This window comes from Neobacillus dielmonensis (genome assembly GCF_000612665.1).
In the GTDB taxonomy this organism is placed as follows: Bacteria; Bacillota; Bacilli; order Bacillales; family Cytobacillaceae; genus Neobacillus; species Neobacillus dielmonensis.
Genome location: NZ_HG942051.1, coordinates 21,102 through 38,107, shown reverse-complemented (window position 1 = coordinate 38,107; position 17,006 = coordinate 21,102). Strand labels below are relative to the sequence as shown.

Genomic DNA, 17,006 nt, shown 5'->3' with positions numbered 1-17,006 from the left:
ACTTTTTGTTTATTTCCACCTTGGCACGATTCTTGCATATTATTTAGTAAAGGCAAATTAGGAGGAGTTAGCATGAAGCAGTTCTTATATAAGCCAACAAGGCATTGGAAAGACATAGAGTTATGGAAGGATGTTACCGAGGAGCAATGGAATGATTGGTTATGGCAGTTGACCAATACCATCCGTACGCTTGAGGATTTAAAGAAAGTTATAAATCTCACACCGGATGAGGAAGAAGGTGTCCGTATCTCCACCAAAACGATCCCATTAAATATCACTCCCTATTATGCTTCATTAATGAATCCGGATGATCCGCGCTGTCCAATTCGCATGCAGTCAGTTCCTGTTTCCAAAGAAATCTATAAAACGAAATATGATTTAGAAGACCCACTGCATGAAGACGAAGATTCCCCGGTTCCGGGGCTTACCCACCGGTATCCGGACCGCGTCCTATTTCTAGTGACCAACCAATGTTCCATGTATTGCCGCTACTGCACAAGAAGACGCTTTTCCGGGCAAATCGGAATGGGAGTCCCCAAAAAACAGCTTGATGCAGCCATTTCTTATATACGTCAGACACCACAGGTAAGGGACGTACTAATTTCTGGAGGGGATGGGCTATTAATTAATGATAATATATTAGAATATATTTTAAAAAATCTCAGGGACATTGACCATGTGGAAATCATCCGGATTGGCACGAGGGCACCTGTTGTGTTTCCCCAGAGAATTACCGAGGACCTTTGTAATATCCTGAAGAAATATCATCCCATATGGCTAAATACTCATTTCAATACTTCCATTGAGATAACAGAAGATTCGAAACGGGCATGTGAGATGTTAGCCAATGCCGGTGTACCGGTAGGAAATCAATCTGTTATTCTTGCTGGAATCAATGATAGTGTCCCAATTATGAAACGGCTGATGCATGACCTAGTCAAAATCCGTGTTCGCCCCTATTATATCTACCAGTGCGATCTGTCTGAAGGTATTGGTCACTTCCGCGCACCAGTTTCGAAGGGACTCGAAATCATTGAAGGGCTTCGTGGGCATACGAGCGGTTATGCGGTACCTACTTTTGTAGTCGATGCCCCAGGCGGTGGCGGGAAAATCGCTTTGCAGCCGAACTATTTAATCTCGCAAAGCCCCGAAAAGGTGATCTTACGAAATTTCGAGGGAGTCATTACCTCTTACCCTGAACCTGAAAATTATGTTCCAGGAAGGGCAGATGGCTATTTTAAGGAAATCTACCCTGAAATGGACAATTACAAATCGGTCAACGGCATTGCCGGAGTAATGAATGATCAGCAGTTTAATCTTGTTCCGGAAGGATTATCACGGTTAAACCGGCGTAGGGAATACAATCAAAATCCAGACCATCAAACGTTAAAGGATAAGCGAGGCAAGCGAGATGAGTTAAAGGAAAAAAAATATCAAGCACTCACAAAAAAAGAAACGAAATCGGATTAAAGGAGAGGAGAAGTATTGAATCATACCTGTGAATGGTGTAATAGTAAAAAAATAACGGCCATAACGAGTTCGGTTTTTTGGGAACTTCCAGATGGAACCAGTGCCATTGAAATCAAAGAAACTCCAACGCTATCCTGTCCTGACTGCTCGATGGTGTATCAAAGTGAGAGAACAGTTAAAGAAATCGAGGACCAATTGTTTCTTATCGATTGTAAAAAAATCGGGAAGGTCGTAAGCTATCAAGAACTAATGGCACTTCCAAGATTACTGAAGAAAAATTATTTTGATTTCTTATCGGAGTAGCTCACTGGTAATTTATCCACAAGCAACAAATTGGACGATTGCATCTATATCGTCTATAGTGATACATTAACAGTAATTGTATATTGAGAGGCGCTTACAATGAGAAAATCATTTTACCACTTTTTAATGAAATATCGACATCCTGAACCAAAGGATAATATTAGTGTGTTTGCCAACTATGCCTATTCAGACCACAGCTTTCCGAAACATTCAAGTGACTATCATGAATTAAGTTCATACCTAGAACTCAGCGGTGACTATTTAGAGTCGATGTCCATTTTTGATGAAGCATGGCAGCTATATATCCAGTCGGAAGAGTAGACAATTGTAGAATCGTCTCCATAGGAGGCGGTTTTTTTATTGATAAAATGGCCGTGCGCTTAAATGATCCCTCCGCATATACTATTGTAATCAATTAACTCGACTAACCTTAAGGGAGGGGAGGAAATGGCAGGCAGAAAAAAACCAAAATATAAAATTGGTGATACGGTGGTCATTACCGTCTATGGAACAGTGGGTAAGGTAACGGATGTAAAATGGCTTGAAAGCGATTATGTTTATGAGGTGAATAAGGGGCAGGGATTATTCAATGAGTCAGCATTGCAGCTGCTATCTGAATATGAAGGAAAGGCAATGGAGCAAGAGCAAATTGATATAGAATATAAGTTCTTTATCGGTGACCTTGTTCAAGTAAGTGGCTACGGGGCCGATTTATTTAAGGTCATAGGTTTTCGGACGGAGATTTGGCGATATAAAGAGGATGCATGGGAAGATGTTATTTATGAACTTTCAAGAATTAGTGATGGCGAATGGCTTGAAGTGGGTGAGGAAGAATTGACGCTAGTTGCTGATGCAGAAAGTGCTGACACATTTATCCAAAAGCTCGGTCTGCTGTACTTAGTGAATAAACAAGACAAAAATAAACCGAGTCCAAAGCATAATAACAAGCTAAGAAAATCGGAAATGGAAGAAATAATCCGAGTGAAAGAAAAAAAGCAATTAATCGACCATCTATTAGATATTTTCAATGATTATCGTATTCTATATGAATTATTTCATGACCAGGAATATTACCAGGTTATGCGGGTCATACTTAAGAAGCTGGAAAGATTAACCAGTAACGATGGCAAAAGTCATGTATAGCATTCAACTGAGGAGAGTAACGAACAAATAAAAAAGGTATGGAACAAAAGCCCATTTAATGACAAGAAACATTTTATTAATTATTTTTTCAAAGAATTGGAGGGTCACTCCATCCTCCTTATTAACATCTTCGACCCAAGCCTCAAGTTTTAAATAAAAATTGGACATAATCTCACCTCAGGAAAATTCTTTTAATCCATCCTATGCCTGTCTGCAAACAAAAATACCCATATGTTTCAGGAGAGTAGAGAAAGTTTACATTATGAGCGGCATGTCAAAGAAACTAGCATGAAAAATGAATGCCGTTCATACATTCTGTATAAAGGGGGCGATTACTTGAGAGAAATTGAAGTATTTATTGATACCGAAGAAATAGCGGAATTTTTCTTTCATGAGCTTGTGAAAAGGGGATACGTTCCTAGCGAGGAAGAATTGGAAGAACTGGCAGACATCACGTTTGAATACTTAATTGAAAAGTGCATCATTGATGAGGAAATTGGGGAAGATTGACCACCTCTGCTAACTGGAAGTCAACTTCCTATCTATAGATGAGTGAAAAAACGAGCAAATCAGCTCGTTTTTTATATGGTATAAAAAATTCTTTATAAAAACAGAAACCTTTTGTTCACCCTTTCGTATATATGAACAAAGAAGAGAGGGGATATTTATGTTTAAAAAAATTCTTAAATCTATCATCAAGAGCAAGCTTCACCATAATCACAATCATTATGGGTCTTCAAGTGATTCGTGGAAGAAACATAAATCCCATAAGTACAATCATCTGGGACATCACCATTATAAAAAGAAATATAAAGGCTCAAGCTTTATGTCAAGCTTTTTTAGCAGTTAATGGCTTATGATCAAAAAACTGCTTTTATTTTTTTGTCATTTTCTTGAACGCCCCTTCAAAAAGGGGGAAATAATTAACGACCGCTACCAAGTAGTCAATCTGCTAGGCGCAGGCGGCTATGGCTATAGTTATTTAGTCACGGACACTGTGAATTGCCAAACTAAGGTTCTAAAGGCTCTGCGTCTTCATAAGAGAACAACGAAAGCAGGCAGAAAAGGATTTGAAACAGAGCAGAATCTGTTAAAATCAATCGGTCATCCCGGTTTCCCAAAGTATTTTGAGGGAGGTACATATAAAAACACCCCATATTATACGATGGAATTTATTAATGGAAAAAACTTTGAGCAGCTTATTTTTTTTGATGGATGGAAAGTATCGGAACTGGACGTATTGTTGATTGCTGAAGATTTGTTGGAGAAAATTGAGTATCTTCATCAACAGAACATAATACACAGAGATATTCGAATTCCGAATGTCTTATACAGTGATCATCGAATCCGCCTGATTGATTTAGGGCTGGCTAGGTATTTGTATACAGGCTTAAACCGGGAAAAGGATATTCGGAAACAAGTAAATGTCCAGGCAGACTTCTATGGACTAGGACATTTCCTACTATTTTTGCTATATTCCAATTTTGAAGTTCCTGATGATAAGAAGGAAAAAAGCTGGGAAGAAGAGCTGGACATCTGTTCAGAAACTAAGCAACTAATTAGGAGACTATTGCAAATTGACCATGCCTATCAAAATTGCGCTCAAATTAAAACGGATCTCCAAAAGGTTATCCATTTATTAAGGAGGAAAAATAATGTCGTTCTTTAACAAAGTTTTTGCAAGTGTGGGAATTGGTGCTGCCACAGTGGATACGAAACTCGAAAAGGATACGTATATGCCGGGCGAGACCGTAAAAGGAGTTGTTGCTATTAGAGGCGGTAAAGTGGATCAGCAAGTGGATGAAATCTATTTAAACCTAAATACTACCTATTTGCGAGAATCGGATGATCGAAAGTATTCAGTAAATGCGATTATTGACAGATTTAGACTGACAACACCATTTTTAATTCGGATAAATGAAACAAAAGACCTTCCATTTACCTTTCAGCTACCATACGATACTCCTTTATCGATAGGACGGTCGAAGGTCTGGATTACCACAGGTCTTGATATAAAAGGCGGTGCGGATCCGAGTGACAAAGATTATTTAAAAGTGGTCCCCAATCCGTTAATGTCGTCTGTGTTTCAAGCTGTAGACAGCCTTGGGTTCCGAATTCGTGAGGCAGATTGCGAGGAGGCTCCTAGACGTTTACGCGGAAGGTTACCCTTTGTTCAAGAATTTGAATTTGTACCGGTCTCCGGTCCTTTTCGTGGCAGACTTGACGAATTGGAAATCATCTTTTTTCCTTCAAGAAATGGGTCGCTTGATTTAATGGTACAGGTGGACCGCAGAGCAAGGGGACTTGCGGGGCTATTCTCCGAGGCTCTCGGGGCAGATGAGACAAATATACGAATGACCGTGACAGCTTCAGATATTCCCTCCATGCAGCATAAACTGCACAGTTTCATTCAACAATATTCCTAAAACTTTCATTTTTTTTGAGTTTCGACAAAAATAGTGAATTTTCTATGAAGGATTCGACAATTGGTATCTCTAATTAATAGAATAGATGATTAATTCTAATAATTGGAGGGTTTATATGATCAAAGCGTTGACTAGAAAAAGTACTATTCAATATGATGTGACGATCTTTCAAACTCCAAAGCAACGCGAAAAAAAGGGGCATAAACAAGTATATCGGACGTTCGTCCCAGCGGTAAGCCGTGAACACTGCTTACGGGAAACATTCAGCCGATTTAACGTTACAGATAGAATCCCTGTTAATTATAAGGGACGTTTCCTCTCAACGGGAGATATTGTATTAATAGATGAAGGACGTAGCGGGCAATATTATTACCAGCTGCAGCCTGGAGGATGGGTTCCCATCAATCGAATTATCTTATTTCCCAACCACAAATAATAAATATACTGAAAAAAGGAGTCTGGGCCGTCATGACGATGCCGACTCCTTTTTAAATGGTTTTAATTACTTTCTAGCGCTTGCGCCCCCCACTAGCTGAATATTCTTTTGCATGGGCTTCATGTTCTGCAATAATCGCTTCAGGCGGTACATGATTATTCTTCTTAGGTGCGTTGATTCGGCTGCGATGTTTTTTTCCCATGTTTCATCCTCCAATACGCTAGTAATAATAATTTATCCTTTTATCTACCTGTCCTAATGATCACTCATATCAAATGTAACTCAAGAACATATTGAGTTTAAGGATAGTGTTCCATAATCTTAAAAAATCATGTCATTTTGGCTTAATGGTTTTCCCGAAAAAATGTTTATGGTATAGTGTCTATGGTACAAAATAGTAAAAGTACTAAATATATGGGGGGATTTTTAAAATGAGTGTACATATTGGTGCAAAAGATAATGAAATAGCGGAAACTGTACTTCTTCCTGGTGACCCGCTTCGTGCTAAATATATTGCCGAAAACTTTTTAGAAGGAGCTTTCTGTTATAATGAAATCCGTAACATGTACGGATTTACCGGTACATACAAGGGAAAAAGAATTTCCGTACAGGGGACAGGAATGGGTGTCCCTTCTATCTCTATTTATACGAATGAACTAATCAACAGCTATAATGCTCAAACCCTTATTCGTGTGGGAACATGTGGTGCTATTCAAAAGGATGTCAAAGTTCGTGATGTTATTTTGGCTATGACAAGTTCGACGGATTCTAATATAAATCGATTGACGTTTGGTCATGTCGATTTTGCTCCATCCGCTGATTTTGAACTGCTAAAAAAGGCGTATGATGCCGGTGTCAAAAAGGGGCTAAATTTAAAGGTAGGTAATGTGTTTACAGCAGATTCTTTTTATAATGATAATGCTGAGCTCGAAAAGTGGGCTAAATATCAAATTCTTGCAGTCGAAATGGAGACAGCAGCTTTATATACCCTAGCCGCCAAATTCGGGCGTAAAGCATTAACCGTTTTAACCGTCAGTGACCATATCATCACAGGCGAAGAAACAACCGCTGAGGAACGACAATCTACTTTCAATGATATGATTGAAGTCGCGTTGGAAGCCGCTGTTAGTGAATCCTAAAAACGAAAACCTCTTCCGTTTGGAAGTGGTTTTTTGATTTTTGTCTATCGTTAACTTTTCTTTGTTAATTTTATTAAAAAGATGTTATTCTAAACACTAAGGGTAATTAAAATAGAATGTCCCAAGATTCGTGTTGACTTTACCCACACATTAGCAGCAGGCTCTAATCTTAATTTTTTTGTGAATGAAAGTGGTGAAGGCGTTGGAAGAAGAGAAAATGGAACAGGAAAAACCAGCTCAAGAACAAATAACAGAGGTTAAGTCTAATTTTATTCGATTGAAAAAATTCCACTTTATCATGCTTCTGTTTCTTATTGTATTTTTATCAGCGGGGATTACGGCAGTAGCACTTTCGTTTGGGGACGAGAAGGTTGTAACTGTCAGTGGTGAACGCAGTGAGTTTAAAAAATTATATGAAGCATTCGATACGATTAATAAGGATTATTACAAAAAAGTGAACGAGCAAAAACTGATTAACGGGGCAATAAATGGCATGGTAGAATCCTTAGATGACCCTTATTCCGATTACATGAGCCAAGAAGAAGCAAAAAGCTTTAATAGCAGCATTTCCTCATCTTTCGAAGGAATTGGGGCTGAAATCCAGGAAAAAGACGGACATATCGTGATTGTATCTCCAATCAAAGGTTCACCAGCAGAAAAGGCAGGACTAAAGCCAAATGACATCATTCTTTCAGTGGACGGTAAGAGCTTGCAGGGAATGAATTCATCAGAGGCTGTAACCATCATTCGCGGTAAAAAGGGGACAAAGGTTGAGTTATCCGTTCAACGGTCAGGCTCCGGCACGCCATTAACGGTACCTATTGTTCGGGATGAAATTCCTATTGAGACAGTTTATGGTGAAATGGTGGAAGATGGAATTGCAAAGGTTCAAATCACTAGCTTTTCGACAAATACATCAAAAGAGTTAGTAAAAACTTTAAACGACCTCCAAGGCAAAGGGATGAAAGGGCTTGTTCTAGATTTAAGGCAAAATCCTGGTGGATTATTGGATCAAGCCGTAAGTATCTCGAGTATGTTTGTTCCTGAAGGAAAAATCATCGTAAAAGAACAAGACCGAAATGGGAAAATAAAAGAGATTGCTTCGGAAAATAAAGGAAATCCTAACCTGCCGTTAGTTGTATTGATTGACAAAGGAAGTGCAAGTGCTTCAGAAATTTTTGCGGCGGCAGTTAGAGAGTCAGCAGGAGTTAAGCTTGTTGGCGAAAAGTCATTCGGAAAAGGTACTGTTCAAACGGCGTCTAATTTCACAGACGGTTCCAATTTAAAATTTACCATTGCCAAGTGGTTAACTCCGAATGGTAATTGGATTCACAAGAAAGGGATTAAACCAGATGTAGAAGTAGCGTTACCTGATTACGCTTCACTTTCAATCATAAATCCGGATAAAGAACTGTCAATTTCCAGTTCCTCTACAGAGGTACAGACTGCCCAAAAAATGCTAACAGCGTTAGGGTATGACCCTGGTCGTGAAGACGGCTTCTTTGATGACAAAACAAAAGCTGCCGTTGTTGCCTTTCAAAATGATAACGGCCTGCCGGCAGATGGTGTTCTAAAGGGAGATAGTACCATGAAGTTAATGGAACTATTAAGGACAAAAATCCAGACCAATGATACCCAGCTGCAAAAAGCAGTTGAAGTACTAAAAGAGGAAATGAAATAATCGTTTGGATTTCCAGAAATTAGGCTCGATTCCAGTAGGAATTGAGCCTTTTTAGGTTGAATTGGTCATTTGATGCATGAATTTCCTATATAAAGGTAAATCTTTAATTATTAATGAGGTATTTTTAAGAGAGGGGGAATGTTGATGAAAAAAACGTTTATTCTACTATTTCTTTTCTATTCCCTCTTTTATGGCCAGTTCTCGAAAGTAAATGCAGCATTAGTTAACAAAAATGAAATGCTTGAGTGGGATGAGGTTAATCAAATTTTGCCTAAATACACTAAATTTATGGTGTATGATCTTGAAACAGGAAAAAAATTCAATGTACAGCGGCGAGCAGGCAGTCACCATGCAGATGTTCAACCTTTAACTGCAAAGGATACCAAAGTGATGAAACAAATATACGGAGGGAAATGGAGCTGGAAGCGCAGAGCGATCGTTGTCATCCACAAGAAACAGAGGATAGCCGCTTCCATGCACGGAATGCCACATGGAGCTGGTACTCTTGATAATAACTTTCCCGGCCACTTTTGTATTCACTTTTATGGCAGTACTACTCATCGAACGAATAGAATGGATTTGTCACATATGTTGATGATTTACAAAGCTTCGGGGAAATTGGATGATTACTTAGACAAGGCAAACCCATATGAAGTCGTTGAGGCTTACATTGCCGGTTACAAACAGCAGGATTCCTTTATAACTTCACAAGCATCATTACAAGACGTAAACTGGAAACTGATTTTAAAGAAAGTGGAGAATGCAAGAATCACAAGAATGGAGTATCTTCCCCCCGAAGACCTGACATCAGAACTCTATCTGGAAGTACCGATTGAAGTGGATTGGTTTGTCAAAAACATGGGAGCCGTGTCCTATAAGGGAACCATTCATATGGTCAGGTTTTCACCAGTGGGTTCGTGGAAGATAGATTCAATTGCCTTTTTAAAAGAAAATAATCTGCTATAAGCAATGAAAAACACCTTTACCTAGTCGAGTTTCACTCCTGAGTAAAGGTGTTTTTATGAAATAATAAGATAAACTAAATTGGCTGTTCGCCAAATTTAATAAATGTCCGCTCATCTTCAATTAAACCGCAGGAACCACATTGTATCCGATAGGCAGGACCATTATATCTCAGATGAAAGGGCTCTAATTCATTTTCAGCATACTCCCGAATGATTTCACCGGATCGGGGATCAAGCCTCACTGACTGAGATACTTGTTGAATCATATTAAAACGGCTACGATTGGTTTTACAATTGGGACATCTATACGGAGTAGACATGGTAATCTCCTTTCATATAGTAGTAAAATCTATTTTTTGCAATAATGATGATAAATATGTAACAATGCATATGAGGAACAGCTGATAACGTAATCATGATCAGACACTATGTGGAAAATATAGCAAAGGCAAAGGATTGAGAAAAATGAAAAAACTACTTTTGGGCATAATGGTTTTATTTTTGCTAGGATTAATGGCTGCCTGCAATAAGGACGACCAAGGGAAAAATGATGTTCCCGAATTGCTAGAGGTGAAACTATCGATTACCCCTGAAAAAGCAACTGCTAATCAGCCTGTTACGTTCGAAGCAAAAGTAACGCAGGGAGGCGAGGCGGTTACCGATGCGGATGAAGTAAAATTCGAAATTTGGCGTGCGAAAGATGAACATCATGAAAAAATAAAAATAGAGCATGCTGAAAATGGTATTTATCGACTGGAAAAGAGTTTTCCACAGGATGGAACGTATTATATTATTTCTCACGTCACAGCAAGGGATATGCACAATATGCCTAAAAAAGAGTTTATTATAGGGGAACCTAGTGAACCTGAGGATGGTAAATCGTCGGATTCTATGGAAGGGATGGACATGGAGGGTCACGGAAATTAACCCGGGACACTTATAGACAAAAATAAAGAGGCTGGCTTCTAAGTGAATGCTTCAATCATAAGAGCCGGCCTCTTACTCTTTCTTTGGTTTTAAATTCACCCTAGGCTCATTGCCTAGCTTATTTTGAACTAATTCATTCACTTTTTTATCAAATTCCTTGGAGAAGTCACCTTCATAGCTAGTTCCGATATTTAATTTACCGGTTAATTCTTTAATTCCTAATTGGCCAAAATTATTTGCGTAATCCAAATGTTCAATAATGATTTTTTCGACTGTTAAATTTTCAACGTGGATGGAGGGGATGGGATCAGGTTCTGGTTCTTTGTCTGGAAGCTTAGCTTCTTTTTCCTTAACTATGTTTACCTTTGTTTCTAGAACAGCCAGTTTTTTTTCTAGTTCACAAATCTTCGTTTCGAGGGCGTTGTTCTTGGTGAAAAAACGAAACCAAACACGCATAATACCCCTCTATTCTGCTGCTGAATCATTCAACTCAATTGGAATGGTTTCCATATCATCCATTGTAAATGGCATGACAATGAATAAAACACCATTACGAAGTTCTGATTTAACATCCTTGACATCGATCGGGTAGGGGAGAGTTAATTCTTTCTTGAATTGATGGTTAGGCCGCTCCTTTAAATGATACTTATGGTTTACCTTAAGTGTTTTAAATTCACCGGTAATAACAAGGAGCTGGCGTTGAACAGAAATATGAAGAGATTCCTTTGGTACACCTGGAAGTTCGATCTCGGCAATCAGGTATTCCTCGCTTTCATATAAATCGCATTTTGGAATCAATTCAGACATTTTTATTGGAGTTAAAGGTGGATTTTTTAAATTGGGACTGTCAAATATCTTATTCCAAAAACTTTCTGATTGAAACTGTTGGGCAGCTTCCATCCACTTTTTGTATTTTTCGAGCTCCATCTTGCTCACCTCTCGTTATTAGCCCGTTAGTTCATCATATTAGCAGTTAGTGAAAACATGCAAAAAAAATGACGTCTATAAAATTTCTGTCACGTCAATTTGCGAAAATTGCATATCTACATTTTTGGGGATTTTTACTTCAAGGATGCCATCTTTATAATTGGCTGTCGCACCTTTCTTTTTCACAATGGCCGGGAGGGTGATAGTGTTCTTGTCACCATCCTCTGGGACATGTTCGACAATCAACTGATTAGATGTATGGTAAATTTTCAGTTTTTTAATCCATGCTTCATCTTTAATAGAAATTCGTACAAAAACGTAATCATGCGTTTCAAAAGCTGCCGAATTTATTTTTCCAGGATTTGTTGAACCTTGGCTAGGTTGATTAGTGAACCCCCTAAAAACTTCTTGTGGGTTCATCATCCCTCCCATGTTGGCTGGAAGCACTTTAGAAATAATGTCCTGTACATATTTATCAATTTCTTCCGGCTTCATTTTTTGTAATGCATCTTTCATGTCTTTATTGAAGGGGAAAATGTTCCACGGGAACATAGCTTTTCATCCTTTCAGCAGTTAAAATTGATTTGATACTGGTGCAGATGGGTTGGCAATTTGATCTTGGTCTGTTACATCGAAGTCTACATAGCCATTTGCATGATAAGAGGTTGCTGGTGATAAATCACCAAATGCTGCATTGGTTCCAACTAATTTAGAGTTAGAAGTATGGGAGTTGTGCACAATCGGGCCGAAATCAATATTTCCGTTATTATTGATGGCATTATTTTTAAAGTTAAAAATATTTATTTGAAAAGGCATATTTTTATTTCAGTCCTTTTATATCGGATTAGAAAAAACATTGGACGGATTGGCGATATCTCCCATATCATTGAGATCCGGATCTATAAAGGCATTTTCCATGGCTGCAGTTGGCGGGGCAAAGTCTCCATAAGATGTATTTTGTCCCTGAGATTTCGAGTTAGCGGTATGAGCATTATGAAGTGCTTCTCCGATGTTGACAGACCCATTGTTAGATACGCTGTTAATTTTCAAGCTGAAAATGTTTATTACAGTCTGCATCCTGTCACATCCTTTTAATTTGTTAACCTATACTATGCAAATAAATGCCCATAGGTTAATTAATTATTAAGCAGTGTGAGACAAGGTGAGGGAAAAATGATTAATGTTTGCATCTGACATGGAAACTTTCTAACATAATAACAAGGCTAAAATTTGATAAAAGAGGGGTGATGGCTAATGAAGATGAAAACGGCGTTGGTAACTGGGGGAGCCTCTGGACTTGGAAAAAAAACAGCCATGTTGCTTGCTGATAAGGGCTATCAACTTGTGATTAATTATCGTCAAAGCGAATCAGAGGCAAATTCTTTAGCTAAGGATTTATCTAACCACTATGGCACCAAAAACATAGCTGTACAAGGCGATGTGGTCAACAAGGAGGATTGTATCCGCCTTGTAAACGAGACTCTTTCTACTTATGAATCAGTGGATGTACTCATTCATAATGCAGGACCATACATACATGAACGAAAAACGATGGCCGATTACTCATTTGGGGAATGGGATTATCTAATACAAGGGAACTTGAGTGCTGTATTTTATTTGTCAAAGCTAGTCATTCCTGTAATGCGGAGGAACAAATGGGGCCGGATTATCACCATGGGTTATGACCGAGTAGAAACTGCCCCAGGATGGGTGTACCGTTCGGCGTTTGCTGCGGCAAAAACTGGCTTGGTTTCCCTGACAAGGACGATTGCGATTGAAGAAGCGCAATATGGGATTACAGCCAACATGGTTTGTCCTGGAGATATCACACATGATTGGAAAGAGAAAAACATCAAAGAAGCCCTTGACAATTTGCATGCTGGCAATGAAATGCAAAGACAAGGGACTGGTGAAGACATTGCTCGGGTGATTGCGTTTTTAATAGATGAGCGGTCCGATTTAATTACTGGCAGTGTGATTCCTGTAACAGGAGGGACCGATGTATTAGGAAAAGTTTTCAAAATGTAATGTCAACTTTTTGCGCTATTAGTTAATGTTGTATGAAAGAGCTTTTTACCGTTGATAATAGGAAGTAAATATCAATGGAAGGGAGCAAAGAAAATGAGTTTTAACCTCAACCGCATTAATCCCAATCAAACCCAAATTTTTTTCCATGATGGACGTTTTGAAACATTGACAAATGAGGAACTAAGTGATTTTTTGCTCCAAATGGGAATAAGTGAGGTCAGCGATGTAGTTGACCAAAATTTAGTCGAATAACAATTAATATAACGACTAAAAAGCAATCGGGTTTTCATAACCGATTGCTTTTTTGCAGGTATATATAAATCTATGCTTCTAAACGATGTGACTCTGTATCACTTTCAGGAGTGCTCCACTGCAGATGGAAGGTATACAGGTCTTTAGGGATTTCATATAAATCGTAAATGTCTCCATTTGCATTTAGTTGCTCGTAAAGGGTTTTTCTAGTTTCATTGGCCTTAATGACATATGGCAATTTTTCTGCCGCTTTTATTGAACGGATATTTTCTTTACGAATCCTCATAAACACCGTTTCGATACCAATTTCGTAAAAAAGTTCTTGGAAAAATGCCGCTTTTGCTGCTTGATTATACCCTTTTCCATGATATGACTTTCCGAGCCAGGTTCCTAAGAATCCTGCATTATCGATAATATCAAATAAACTGATAGTGCCAATTGGTGTACCCCACTCATCAAGAATGGTCCGAGAAATTAACTGTCCTTGTTCTTCTGCTTCGATCGTCTGCTTAGTGATAAAGATAAATTCCTCATAAGAATAAGCTTTTTGACGTACAAAAGGGAAGACATCTGGATGCGTCATTAGTTCGTACAATTCGCGGCTATCATATAGATCACGTTTCTTGAGCATGAATATCCCTCCGATTTGGGGCATACCATCCCACATAAAGAGAAACGGCCCACCCACGAAATTTTTTAAAGTTAAAAAAAATTTCGGGGTGGGAATCGAACCCACTAGAACCAGATTTACTGGTGGCGCACCATTTGCCTTCCCTATTTTATTTTGGATTTAGCGGCATTACATTACAGAGTTGTAAACCTCCAAAGTATTACGTAAATTAATAGTCACCTAAAGTATCATACAAGAAAAAATTGAAAAAGAAAATAGTTTTTTTGTGTAGTTTTTGTTAAAAATTTTTCCATTTTTCTTCATAATTCTACATAGTTTTTAATGAATATTATTGGGGGAGAAATTATTGGAGTATAAAAAAACTAAGCATAAGAATATAAAGGAATTTATGAAACTATTAGCAGTTCTTTACGTACATTAAAAGAAAGAAGTTAAAAATCCCAAGGGGGGAGCCTAAGAATGGTTACCAAAGAAGAAAAGATTCTTGCTGCAGTCATGTATGTTCTAAATTTTTTTGTCCCGGTGATTGGTCCGTTGATTGTCTGGCTGTTAAAGAAAGATGAGTCCGCCTTTATAGATTTCCATGGGAAGGAATACTTTAATTTCACGATCTCTTATTTTATTTATTCTGTCGTAAGTGGTATTTTAGTAATACTCCTTATCGGTATATTCTTACTATGGGTGGTAGGGATTGCAGCATTCGTTTTTAATATCATTGCAGCAGTTAAAGCTTTTGAAGGAAAGGAATATCGGTTCCCTTTGATTTTTCGGTTAATTAAATAAATCTTTACTTGTTCGGCTGACTCCTATGGGTCAGTCTATTTTTCTGCTTACAATCAATTTAGTTTTCAAAGACAGGATGAATCGACTATAATGGTCTATTATTACCAACCAAAAGGAAGGACGAAAAAAATGGCAGAACAAGTCGGTTTAGTTTTGGAAGGTGGAGGAATGCGCGGAGTTTATACTGCTGGGATTCTGGAATTCTTCTTAGAAGAAAATCTGTTTTTCCCTTATGTGATTGGTGTTTCTGCAGGGGCATGCAATGCTGCATCGTATTTATCCAAGCAAAAAGGGAGAAATAAAACGGTTAATATAAAATATGCATCTGATCCCAGATATATATCCTGGAAGAACTATTTTAAACACAGGCAGTTTTTTGGCATGGACTTTATTTTTGATGAAATCCCAAACCAGCACGTTCCTTACGACTATGATACTTTTTACAGTAGTCCTACTGAGTTTGTGGTGGGAACGACTGACTGTATAACAGGAGAGCCGGTTTATTTTAAAAAGCAAGATTACAAAACCGACTTATTAACAGTATTGCGGGCTTCTAGTTCGCTTCCATTCATTGCTCCAGAGGTTCAATTTCAAAATAAAACTTTGCTTGATGGCGGTATTAGTGATCCAATTCCCATTAAAAAAGCGCAGAGAGATGGCTATGCGAAAAATATTGTTATTCTCACCAGAAATGCCGATTATCGAAAGAAGCCATCCAAATTTCACTTCCTTGTAAAGCGTAAATATCCTCGTTATGAAGGGTTGCAAATGGCCTTGAAAGAGCGGTATCTGGCTTATAATCAGACACTTGCCTATCTTGAGAAAGAAGAAAAACAAGGGCATGTCTTAATTATCCGTCCAACTGAACCCTTGTCGGTCGGAAGAATGGAAAGGAATCCTGCAAAATTGGAGGATTTATATACTCAAGGCTATAAGGATGCACAAGCCATGAAAGATAAGATCGTGAACTATATTCAATCCTAAGAAGAGAGGTGACTCTTCTTTTTTTTGCTCCTTGGAAAACTCCTATCATTTTTTGTTACATAAGTTAATAGAGTAGTATAAGAGGAATGATAAGGAGTATTCTAGATGAAAATAAATCATTATTATCAAGAAGTAGCCAAAATTAGTCTGAATGATAGTATCGCATCATTGATTCCTTCTCTATTAATAGCAGCTGGCAATCTGGCTATTTTTAACGACCCGGATATAATGAAGCTTACTATTCCGTTTCTCCTTTATAGCATTATTTGTTTTCAAATCTATCTTTACCGCATGAAACAGTCGATTAGGATTGGCAAGAATATCAAGAAAGAAGCAAAGCAGGAAAATGGCAACAGTACTGTATTTGATTCGAGCCAGCTTTTGGTATTATACCAAAACAGCCAGCTGCCAAAGTTGCAGTTATATTTCCCAGACGGGATGTTAGCTGGTGTGATAAAAAAATACCCACAAAAAGGATTCATGAAATGGAGAGTTCCTAAAGCATTTGCCCTTTATAATCAACAGGAAGAATTAATTGGATTGTACCAACATCTAGGAAAACGTATTAACGTTTACGACCAGAATCTGAGACATATTGGCTCCTTCGAGAAACGGAAAGTGCGCAAAAAAGTTAAAGGAGAAATCCTAGATAAGGAGCGTAAAGTGATTGGTTCAGTGGAAGGCTCCTCCATGTTTATGGATGAACAAATTTTAAATCAGAATCATCATGAGGTGGTGAGGCTTAGACGCGGGTGGATGCCGTTGGAGTGGAGTGCGATATTTCCTGATGCAAATACACCAGTCTTGTCGATCCAAAAAGATTTGCCTGATTCGGAAAAGCTGCTTGGAATGGCGTTTTTAATACAGGAATATTTTGTGGAAAGATAGGAGTCTTTAGGTTTTCCAAATTC

26 protein-coding genes are annotated in these 17,006 nt (G+C 38.2%); 18 read left to right on the top strand and 8 right to left on the bottom strand.

Annotation, left to right across the window (positions count from 1 at the left end; genetic code table 11):
* Positions 1-72: 72 nt before the first annotated feature.
* The 9 genes from kamA (at position 73) to BN2425_RS08245 (ending at position 5,778) form a co-directional block, all read left to right on the top strand.
* A complete protein-coding gene (gene kamA, locus BN2425_RS08285; RefSeq protein ID WP_042457519.1) occupies positions 73-1,470 on the top strand; it encodes a lysine 2,3-aminomutase in 1,398 nt (465 codons plus the stop codon).
* Positions 1,471-1,485: 15 nt separating this feature from the next.
* Positions 1,486-1,773: a YokU family protein gene (locus BN2425_RS08280; RefSeq protein WP_042457516.1), complete on the top strand. Its 288-nt coding sequence runs from the start codon at positions 1,486-1,488 to the stop codon at positions 1,771-1,773.
* A 99-nt stretch (positions 1,774-1,872) separates the two neighbouring features.
* Positions 1,873-2,094 (top strand): YozE family protein, encoded by a 222-nt coding sequence (locus BN2425_RS08275; RefSeq protein WP_042457513.1) that lies wholly within the window; start codon positions 1,873-1,875, stop codon positions 2,092-2,094.
* A gap of 126 nt (positions 2,095-2,220) precedes the next feature.
* Positions 2,221-2,916, top strand: coding sequence for a hypothetical protein (locus BN2425_RS08270; RefSeq protein ID WP_042457509.1), 696 nt, complete (start codon positions 2,221-2,223; stop codon positions 2,914-2,916).
* Between the two features lie 336 nt (positions 2,917-3,252).
* Positions 3,253-3,426, top strand: coding sequence for a YozD family protein (locus tag BN2425_RS08265; protein WP_074433027.1), 174 nt, complete (start codon positions 3,253-3,255; stop codon positions 3,424-3,426).
* Between the two features lie 157 nt (positions 3,427-3,583).
* Positions 3,584-3,766 (top strand): hypothetical protein, encoded by a 183-nt coding sequence (locus BN2425_RS22855; RefSeq protein ID WP_074433026.1) that lies wholly within the window; start codon positions 3,584-3,586, stop codon positions 3,764-3,766.
* Between the two features lie 6 nt (positions 3,767-3,772).
* Positions 3,773-4,585, top strand: coding sequence for a serine/threonine protein kinase (locus tag BN2425_RS08255; RefSeq protein ID WP_042457506.1), 813 nt, complete (start codon positions 3,773-3,775; stop codon positions 4,583-4,585).
* Positions 4,572-5,342, top strand: a complete 771-nt coding sequence (locus BN2425_RS08250; RefSeq protein WP_042457503.1) for a sporulation protein — start codon at positions 4,572-4,574, stop codon at positions 5,340-5,342. The genes BN2425_RS08255 and BN2425_RS08250 overlap by 14 nt, the downstream gene beginning before the upstream one ends.
* 115 nt (positions 5,343-5,457) lie before the next feature.
* Positions 5,458-5,778, top strand: a complete 321-nt coding sequence (locus BN2425_RS08245; RefSeq protein ID WP_042457501.1) for a YodL domain-containing protein — start codon at positions 5,458-5,460, stop codon at positions 5,776-5,778.
* Between the two features lie 73 nt (positions 5,779-5,851).
* Here the strand turns inward: BN2425_RS08245 and BN2425_RS23325 are convergent, their stop codons facing one another.
* Positions 5,852-5,980 carry a hypothetical protein gene (locus BN2425_RS23325; protein WP_264757802.1) on the bottom strand — a complete coding sequence of 43 codons (129 nt, stop codon included), beginning with the start codon at positions 5,978-5,980 and terminating at the stop codon, positions 5,852-5,854.
* A gap of 229 nt (positions 5,981-6,209) precedes the next feature.
* Between BN2425_RS23325 and deoD the strand changes: the two genes are divergently transcribed.
* The 3 genes from deoD (at position 6,210) to BN2425_RS08230 (ending at position 9,564) form a co-directional block, all read left to right on the top strand.
* Complete coding sequence (deoD, locus tag BN2425_RS08240; RefSeq protein WP_042457499.1) at positions 6,210-6,917, top strand: purine-nucleoside phosphorylase; 708 nt, start codon at positions 6,210-6,212, stop codon at positions 6,915-6,917.
* Between the two features lie 217 nt (positions 6,918-7,134).
* Positions 7,135-8,598, top strand: a complete 1,464-nt coding sequence (locus BN2425_RS08235) for a lmo1851 family serine protease (protein ID WP_042457630.1) — start codon at positions 7,135-7,137, stop codon at positions 8,596-8,598.
* A gap of 144 nt (positions 8,599-8,742) precedes the next feature.
* Complete coding sequence (locus BN2425_RS08230) at positions 8,743-9,564, top strand: hypothetical protein (protein ID WP_042457496.1); 822 nt, start codon at positions 8,743-8,745, stop codon at positions 9,562-9,564.
* A gap of 73 nt (positions 9,565-9,637) precedes the next feature.
* On the opposite strand, the gene BN2425_RS08225 is transcribed toward BN2425_RS08230, so the two are convergent.
* Positions 9,638-9,883, bottom strand: a complete 246-nt coding sequence (locus BN2425_RS08225) for a hypothetical protein (protein WP_042457493.1) — start codon at positions 9,881-9,883, stop codon at positions 9,638-9,640.
* Positions 9,884-10,028: 145 nt separating this feature from the next.
* Here BN2425_RS08225 and BN2425_RS08220 point away from each other — a divergent pair, with 145 nt between their 5' ends.
* Entirely contained in the window at positions 10,029-10,490 is a 462-nt protein-coding gene (locus BN2425_RS08220) for a FixH family protein (protein ID WP_042457490.1), read from the top strand.
* 72 nt (positions 10,491-10,562) lie between these two features.
* Here BN2425_RS08220 and BN2425_RS08215 read toward each other — a convergent pair whose 3' ends face one another.
* From BN2425_RS08215 to BN2425_RS08195, 5 genes are all read right to left on the bottom strand, one after another.
* A complete protein-coding gene (locus BN2425_RS08215) occupies positions 10,563-10,946 on the bottom strand; it encodes a hypothetical protein (protein WP_042457487.1) in 384 nt (127 codons plus the stop codon).
* A 9-nt stretch (positions 10,947-10,955) separates the two neighbouring features.
* Positions 10,956-11,417, bottom strand: a complete 462-nt coding sequence (locus BN2425_RS08210; protein ID WP_042457486.1) for an Hsp20/alpha crystallin family protein — start codon at positions 11,415-11,417, stop codon at positions 10,956-10,958.
* Between the two features lie 75 nt (positions 11,418-11,492).
* Positions 11,493-11,969, bottom strand: coding sequence for an Hsp20/alpha crystallin family protein (locus BN2425_RS08205; RefSeq protein ID WP_042457483.1), 477 nt, complete (start codon positions 11,967-11,969; stop codon positions 11,493-11,495).
* 21 nt (positions 11,970-11,990) lie between these two features.
* Positions 11,991-12,233, bottom strand: a complete 243-nt coding sequence (locus tag BN2425_RS08200; RefSeq protein WP_042457479.1) for a spore germination protein — start codon at positions 12,231-12,233, stop codon at positions 11,991-11,993.
* A gap of 18 nt (positions 12,234-12,251) precedes the next feature.
* Positions 12,252-12,494, bottom strand: a complete 243-nt coding sequence (locus tag BN2425_RS08195) for a spore germination protein (RefSeq protein ID WP_042457475.1) — start codon at positions 12,492-12,494, stop codon at positions 12,252-12,254.
* Between the two features lie 177 nt (positions 12,495-12,671).
* Between BN2425_RS08195 and BN2425_RS08190 the strand changes: the two genes are divergently transcribed.
* Together BN2425_RS08190 and BN2425_RS22715 are read left to right on the top strand one after the other, a co-directional pair.
* Positions 12,672-13,445: an SDR family oxidoreductase gene (locus BN2425_RS08190; protein WP_042457472.1), complete on the top strand. Its 774-nt coding sequence runs from the start codon at positions 12,672-12,674 to the stop codon at positions 13,443-13,445.
* 93 nt (positions 13,446-13,538) lie between these two features.
* Complete coding sequence (locus tag BN2425_RS22715; protein WP_195891914.1) at positions 13,539-13,697, top strand: hypothetical protein; 159 nt, start codon at positions 13,539-13,541, stop codon at positions 13,695-13,697.
* Positions 13,698-13,767: 70 nt separating this feature from the next.
* Here BN2425_RS22715 and BN2425_RS08185 read toward each other — a convergent pair whose 3' ends face one another.
* A complete protein-coding gene (locus BN2425_RS08185; RefSeq protein WP_042457469.1) occupies positions 13,768-14,328 on the bottom strand; it encodes a GNAT family N-acetyltransferase in 561 nt (186 codons plus the stop codon).
* Between the two features lie 459 nt (positions 14,329-14,787).
* Between BN2425_RS08185 and BN2425_RS08180 the strand changes: the two genes are divergently transcribed.
* The 3 genes from BN2425_RS08180 to BN2425_RS08170 all read left to right on the top strand — a co-directional run bounded on the left by BN2425_RS08180 (position 14,788) and on the right by BN2425_RS08170 (position 16,983).
* The gene (locus BN2425_RS08180; RefSeq protein WP_042457466.1) at positions 14,788-15,111 is read left to right on the top strand and encodes a DUF4870 domain-containing protein; all 324 of its coding nucleotides are present in this window, start codon (positions 14,788-14,790) and stop codon (positions 15,109-15,111) included.
* Between the two features lie 129 nt (positions 15,112-15,240).
* Positions 15,241-16,095: a patatin-like phospholipase family protein gene (locus BN2425_RS08175; protein WP_042457627.1), complete on the top strand. Its 855-nt coding sequence runs from the start codon at positions 15,241-15,243 to the stop codon at positions 16,093-16,095.
* Positions 16,096-16,200: 105 nt separating this feature from the next.
* The gene (locus BN2425_RS08170) at positions 16,201-16,983 is read left to right on the top strand and encodes a hypothetical protein (protein ID WP_042457463.1); all 783 of its coding nucleotides are present in this window, start codon (positions 16,201-16,203) and stop codon (positions 16,981-16,983) included.
* Positions 16,984-17,006: the final 23 nt, after the last annotated feature.

Excerpts from the sequence above, each read along its gene's own strand:
- BN2425_RS08235 (WP_042457630.1), top strand. The coding sequence starts at position 7,135 with ATGGAACAGGAAAAACCAGCTCAAGAACAAATAACAGAGGTTAAGTCT.
- BN2425_RS08245 (WP_042457501.1), top strand. The coding sequence starts at position 5,458 with ATGATCAAAGCGTTGACTAGAAAAAGTACTATTCAATATGATGTGACG.
- BN2425_RS08255 (WP_042457506.1), top strand. The coding sequence starts at position 3,773 with ATGATCAAAAAACTGCTTTTATTTTTTTGTCATTTTCTTGAACGCCCC.
- BN2425_RS08180 (WP_042457466.1), top strand. The coding sequence starts at position 14,788 with ATGGTTACCAAAGAAGAAAAGATTCTTGCTGCAGTCATGTATGTTCTA.
- kamA (WP_042457519.1), top strand. The coding sequence starts at position 73 with ATGAAGCAGTTCTTATATAAGCCAACAAGGCATTGGAAAGACATAGAG.
- BN2425_RS08275 (WP_042457513.1), top strand. The coding sequence starts at position 1,873 with ATGAGAAAATCATTTTACCACTTTTTAATGAAATATCGACATCCTGAA.
- BN2425_RS08230 (WP_042457496.1), top strand. The coding sequence starts at position 8,743 with ATGAAAAAAACGTTTATTCTACTATTTCTTTTCTATTCCCTCTTTTAT.
- BN2425_RS22715 (WP_195891914.1), top strand. The coding sequence starts at position 13,539 with ATGAGTTTTAACCTCAACCGCATTAATCCCAATCAAACCCAAATTTTT.
- BN2425_RS22855 (WP_074433026.1), top strand. The coding sequence starts at position 3,584 with ATGTTTAAAAAAATTCTTAAATCTATCATCAAGAGCAAGCTTCACCAT.
- BN2425_RS08170 (WP_042457463.1), top strand. The coding sequence starts at position 16,201 with ATGAAAATAAATCATTATTATCAAGAAGTAGCCAAAATTAGTCTGAAT.
- BN2425_RS08200 (WP_042457479.1), bottom strand. The coding sequence starts at position 12,233 with ATGCCTTTTCAAATAAATATTTTTAACTTTAAAAATAATGCCATCAAT.
- BN2425_RS08210 (WP_042457486.1), bottom strand. The coding sequence starts at position 11,417 with ATGGAGCTCGAAAAATACAAAAAGTGGATGGAAGCTGCCCAACAGTTT.
- BN2425_RS08220 (WP_042457490.1), top strand. The coding sequence starts at position 10,029 with ATGAAAAAACTACTTTTGGGCATAATGGTTTTATTTTTGCTAGGATTA.
- BN2425_RS08215 (WP_042457487.1), bottom strand. The coding sequence starts at position 10,946 with ATGCGTGTTTGGTTTCGTTTTTTCACCAAGAACAACGCCCTCGAAACG.
- BN2425_RS23325 (WP_264757802.1), bottom strand. The coding sequence starts at position 5,980 with ATGGGAAAAAAACATCGCAGCCGAATCAACGCACCTAAGAAGAATAAT.
- BN2425_RS08185 (WP_042457469.1), bottom strand. The coding sequence starts at position 14,328 with ATGCTCAAGAAACGTGATCTATATGATAGCCGCGAATTGTACGAACTA.
- deoD (WP_042457499.1), top strand. The coding sequence starts at position 6,210 with ATGAGTGTACATATTGGTGCAAAAGATAATGAAATAGCGGAAACTGTA.
- BN2425_RS08270 (WP_042457509.1), top strand. The coding sequence starts at position 2,221 with ATGGCAGGCAGAAAAAAACCAAAATATAAAATTGGTGATACGGTGGTC.
- BN2425_RS08195 (WP_042457475.1), bottom strand. The coding sequence starts at position 12,494 with ATGCAGACTGTAATAAACATTTTCAGCTTGAAAATTAACAGCGTATCT.
- BN2425_RS08175 (WP_042457627.1), top strand. The coding sequence starts at position 15,241 with ATGGCAGAACAAGTCGGTTTAGTTTTGGAAGGTGGAGGAATGCGCGGA.
- BN2425_RS08225 (WP_042457493.1), bottom strand. The coding sequence starts at position 9,883 with ATGTCTACTCCGTATAGATGTCCCAATTGTAAAACCAATCGTAGCCGT.
- BN2425_RS08250 (WP_042457503.1), top strand. The coding sequence starts at position 4,572 with ATGTCGTTCTTTAACAAAGTTTTTGCAAGTGTGGGAATTGGTGCTGCC.
- BN2425_RS08190 (WP_042457472.1), top strand. The coding sequence starts at position 12,672 with ATGAAGATGAAAACGGCGTTGGTAACTGGGGGAGCCTCTGGACTTGGA.
- BN2425_RS08205 (WP_042457483.1), bottom strand. The coding sequence starts at position 11,969 with ATGTTCCCGTGGAACATTTTCCCCTTCAATAAAGACATGAAAGATGCA.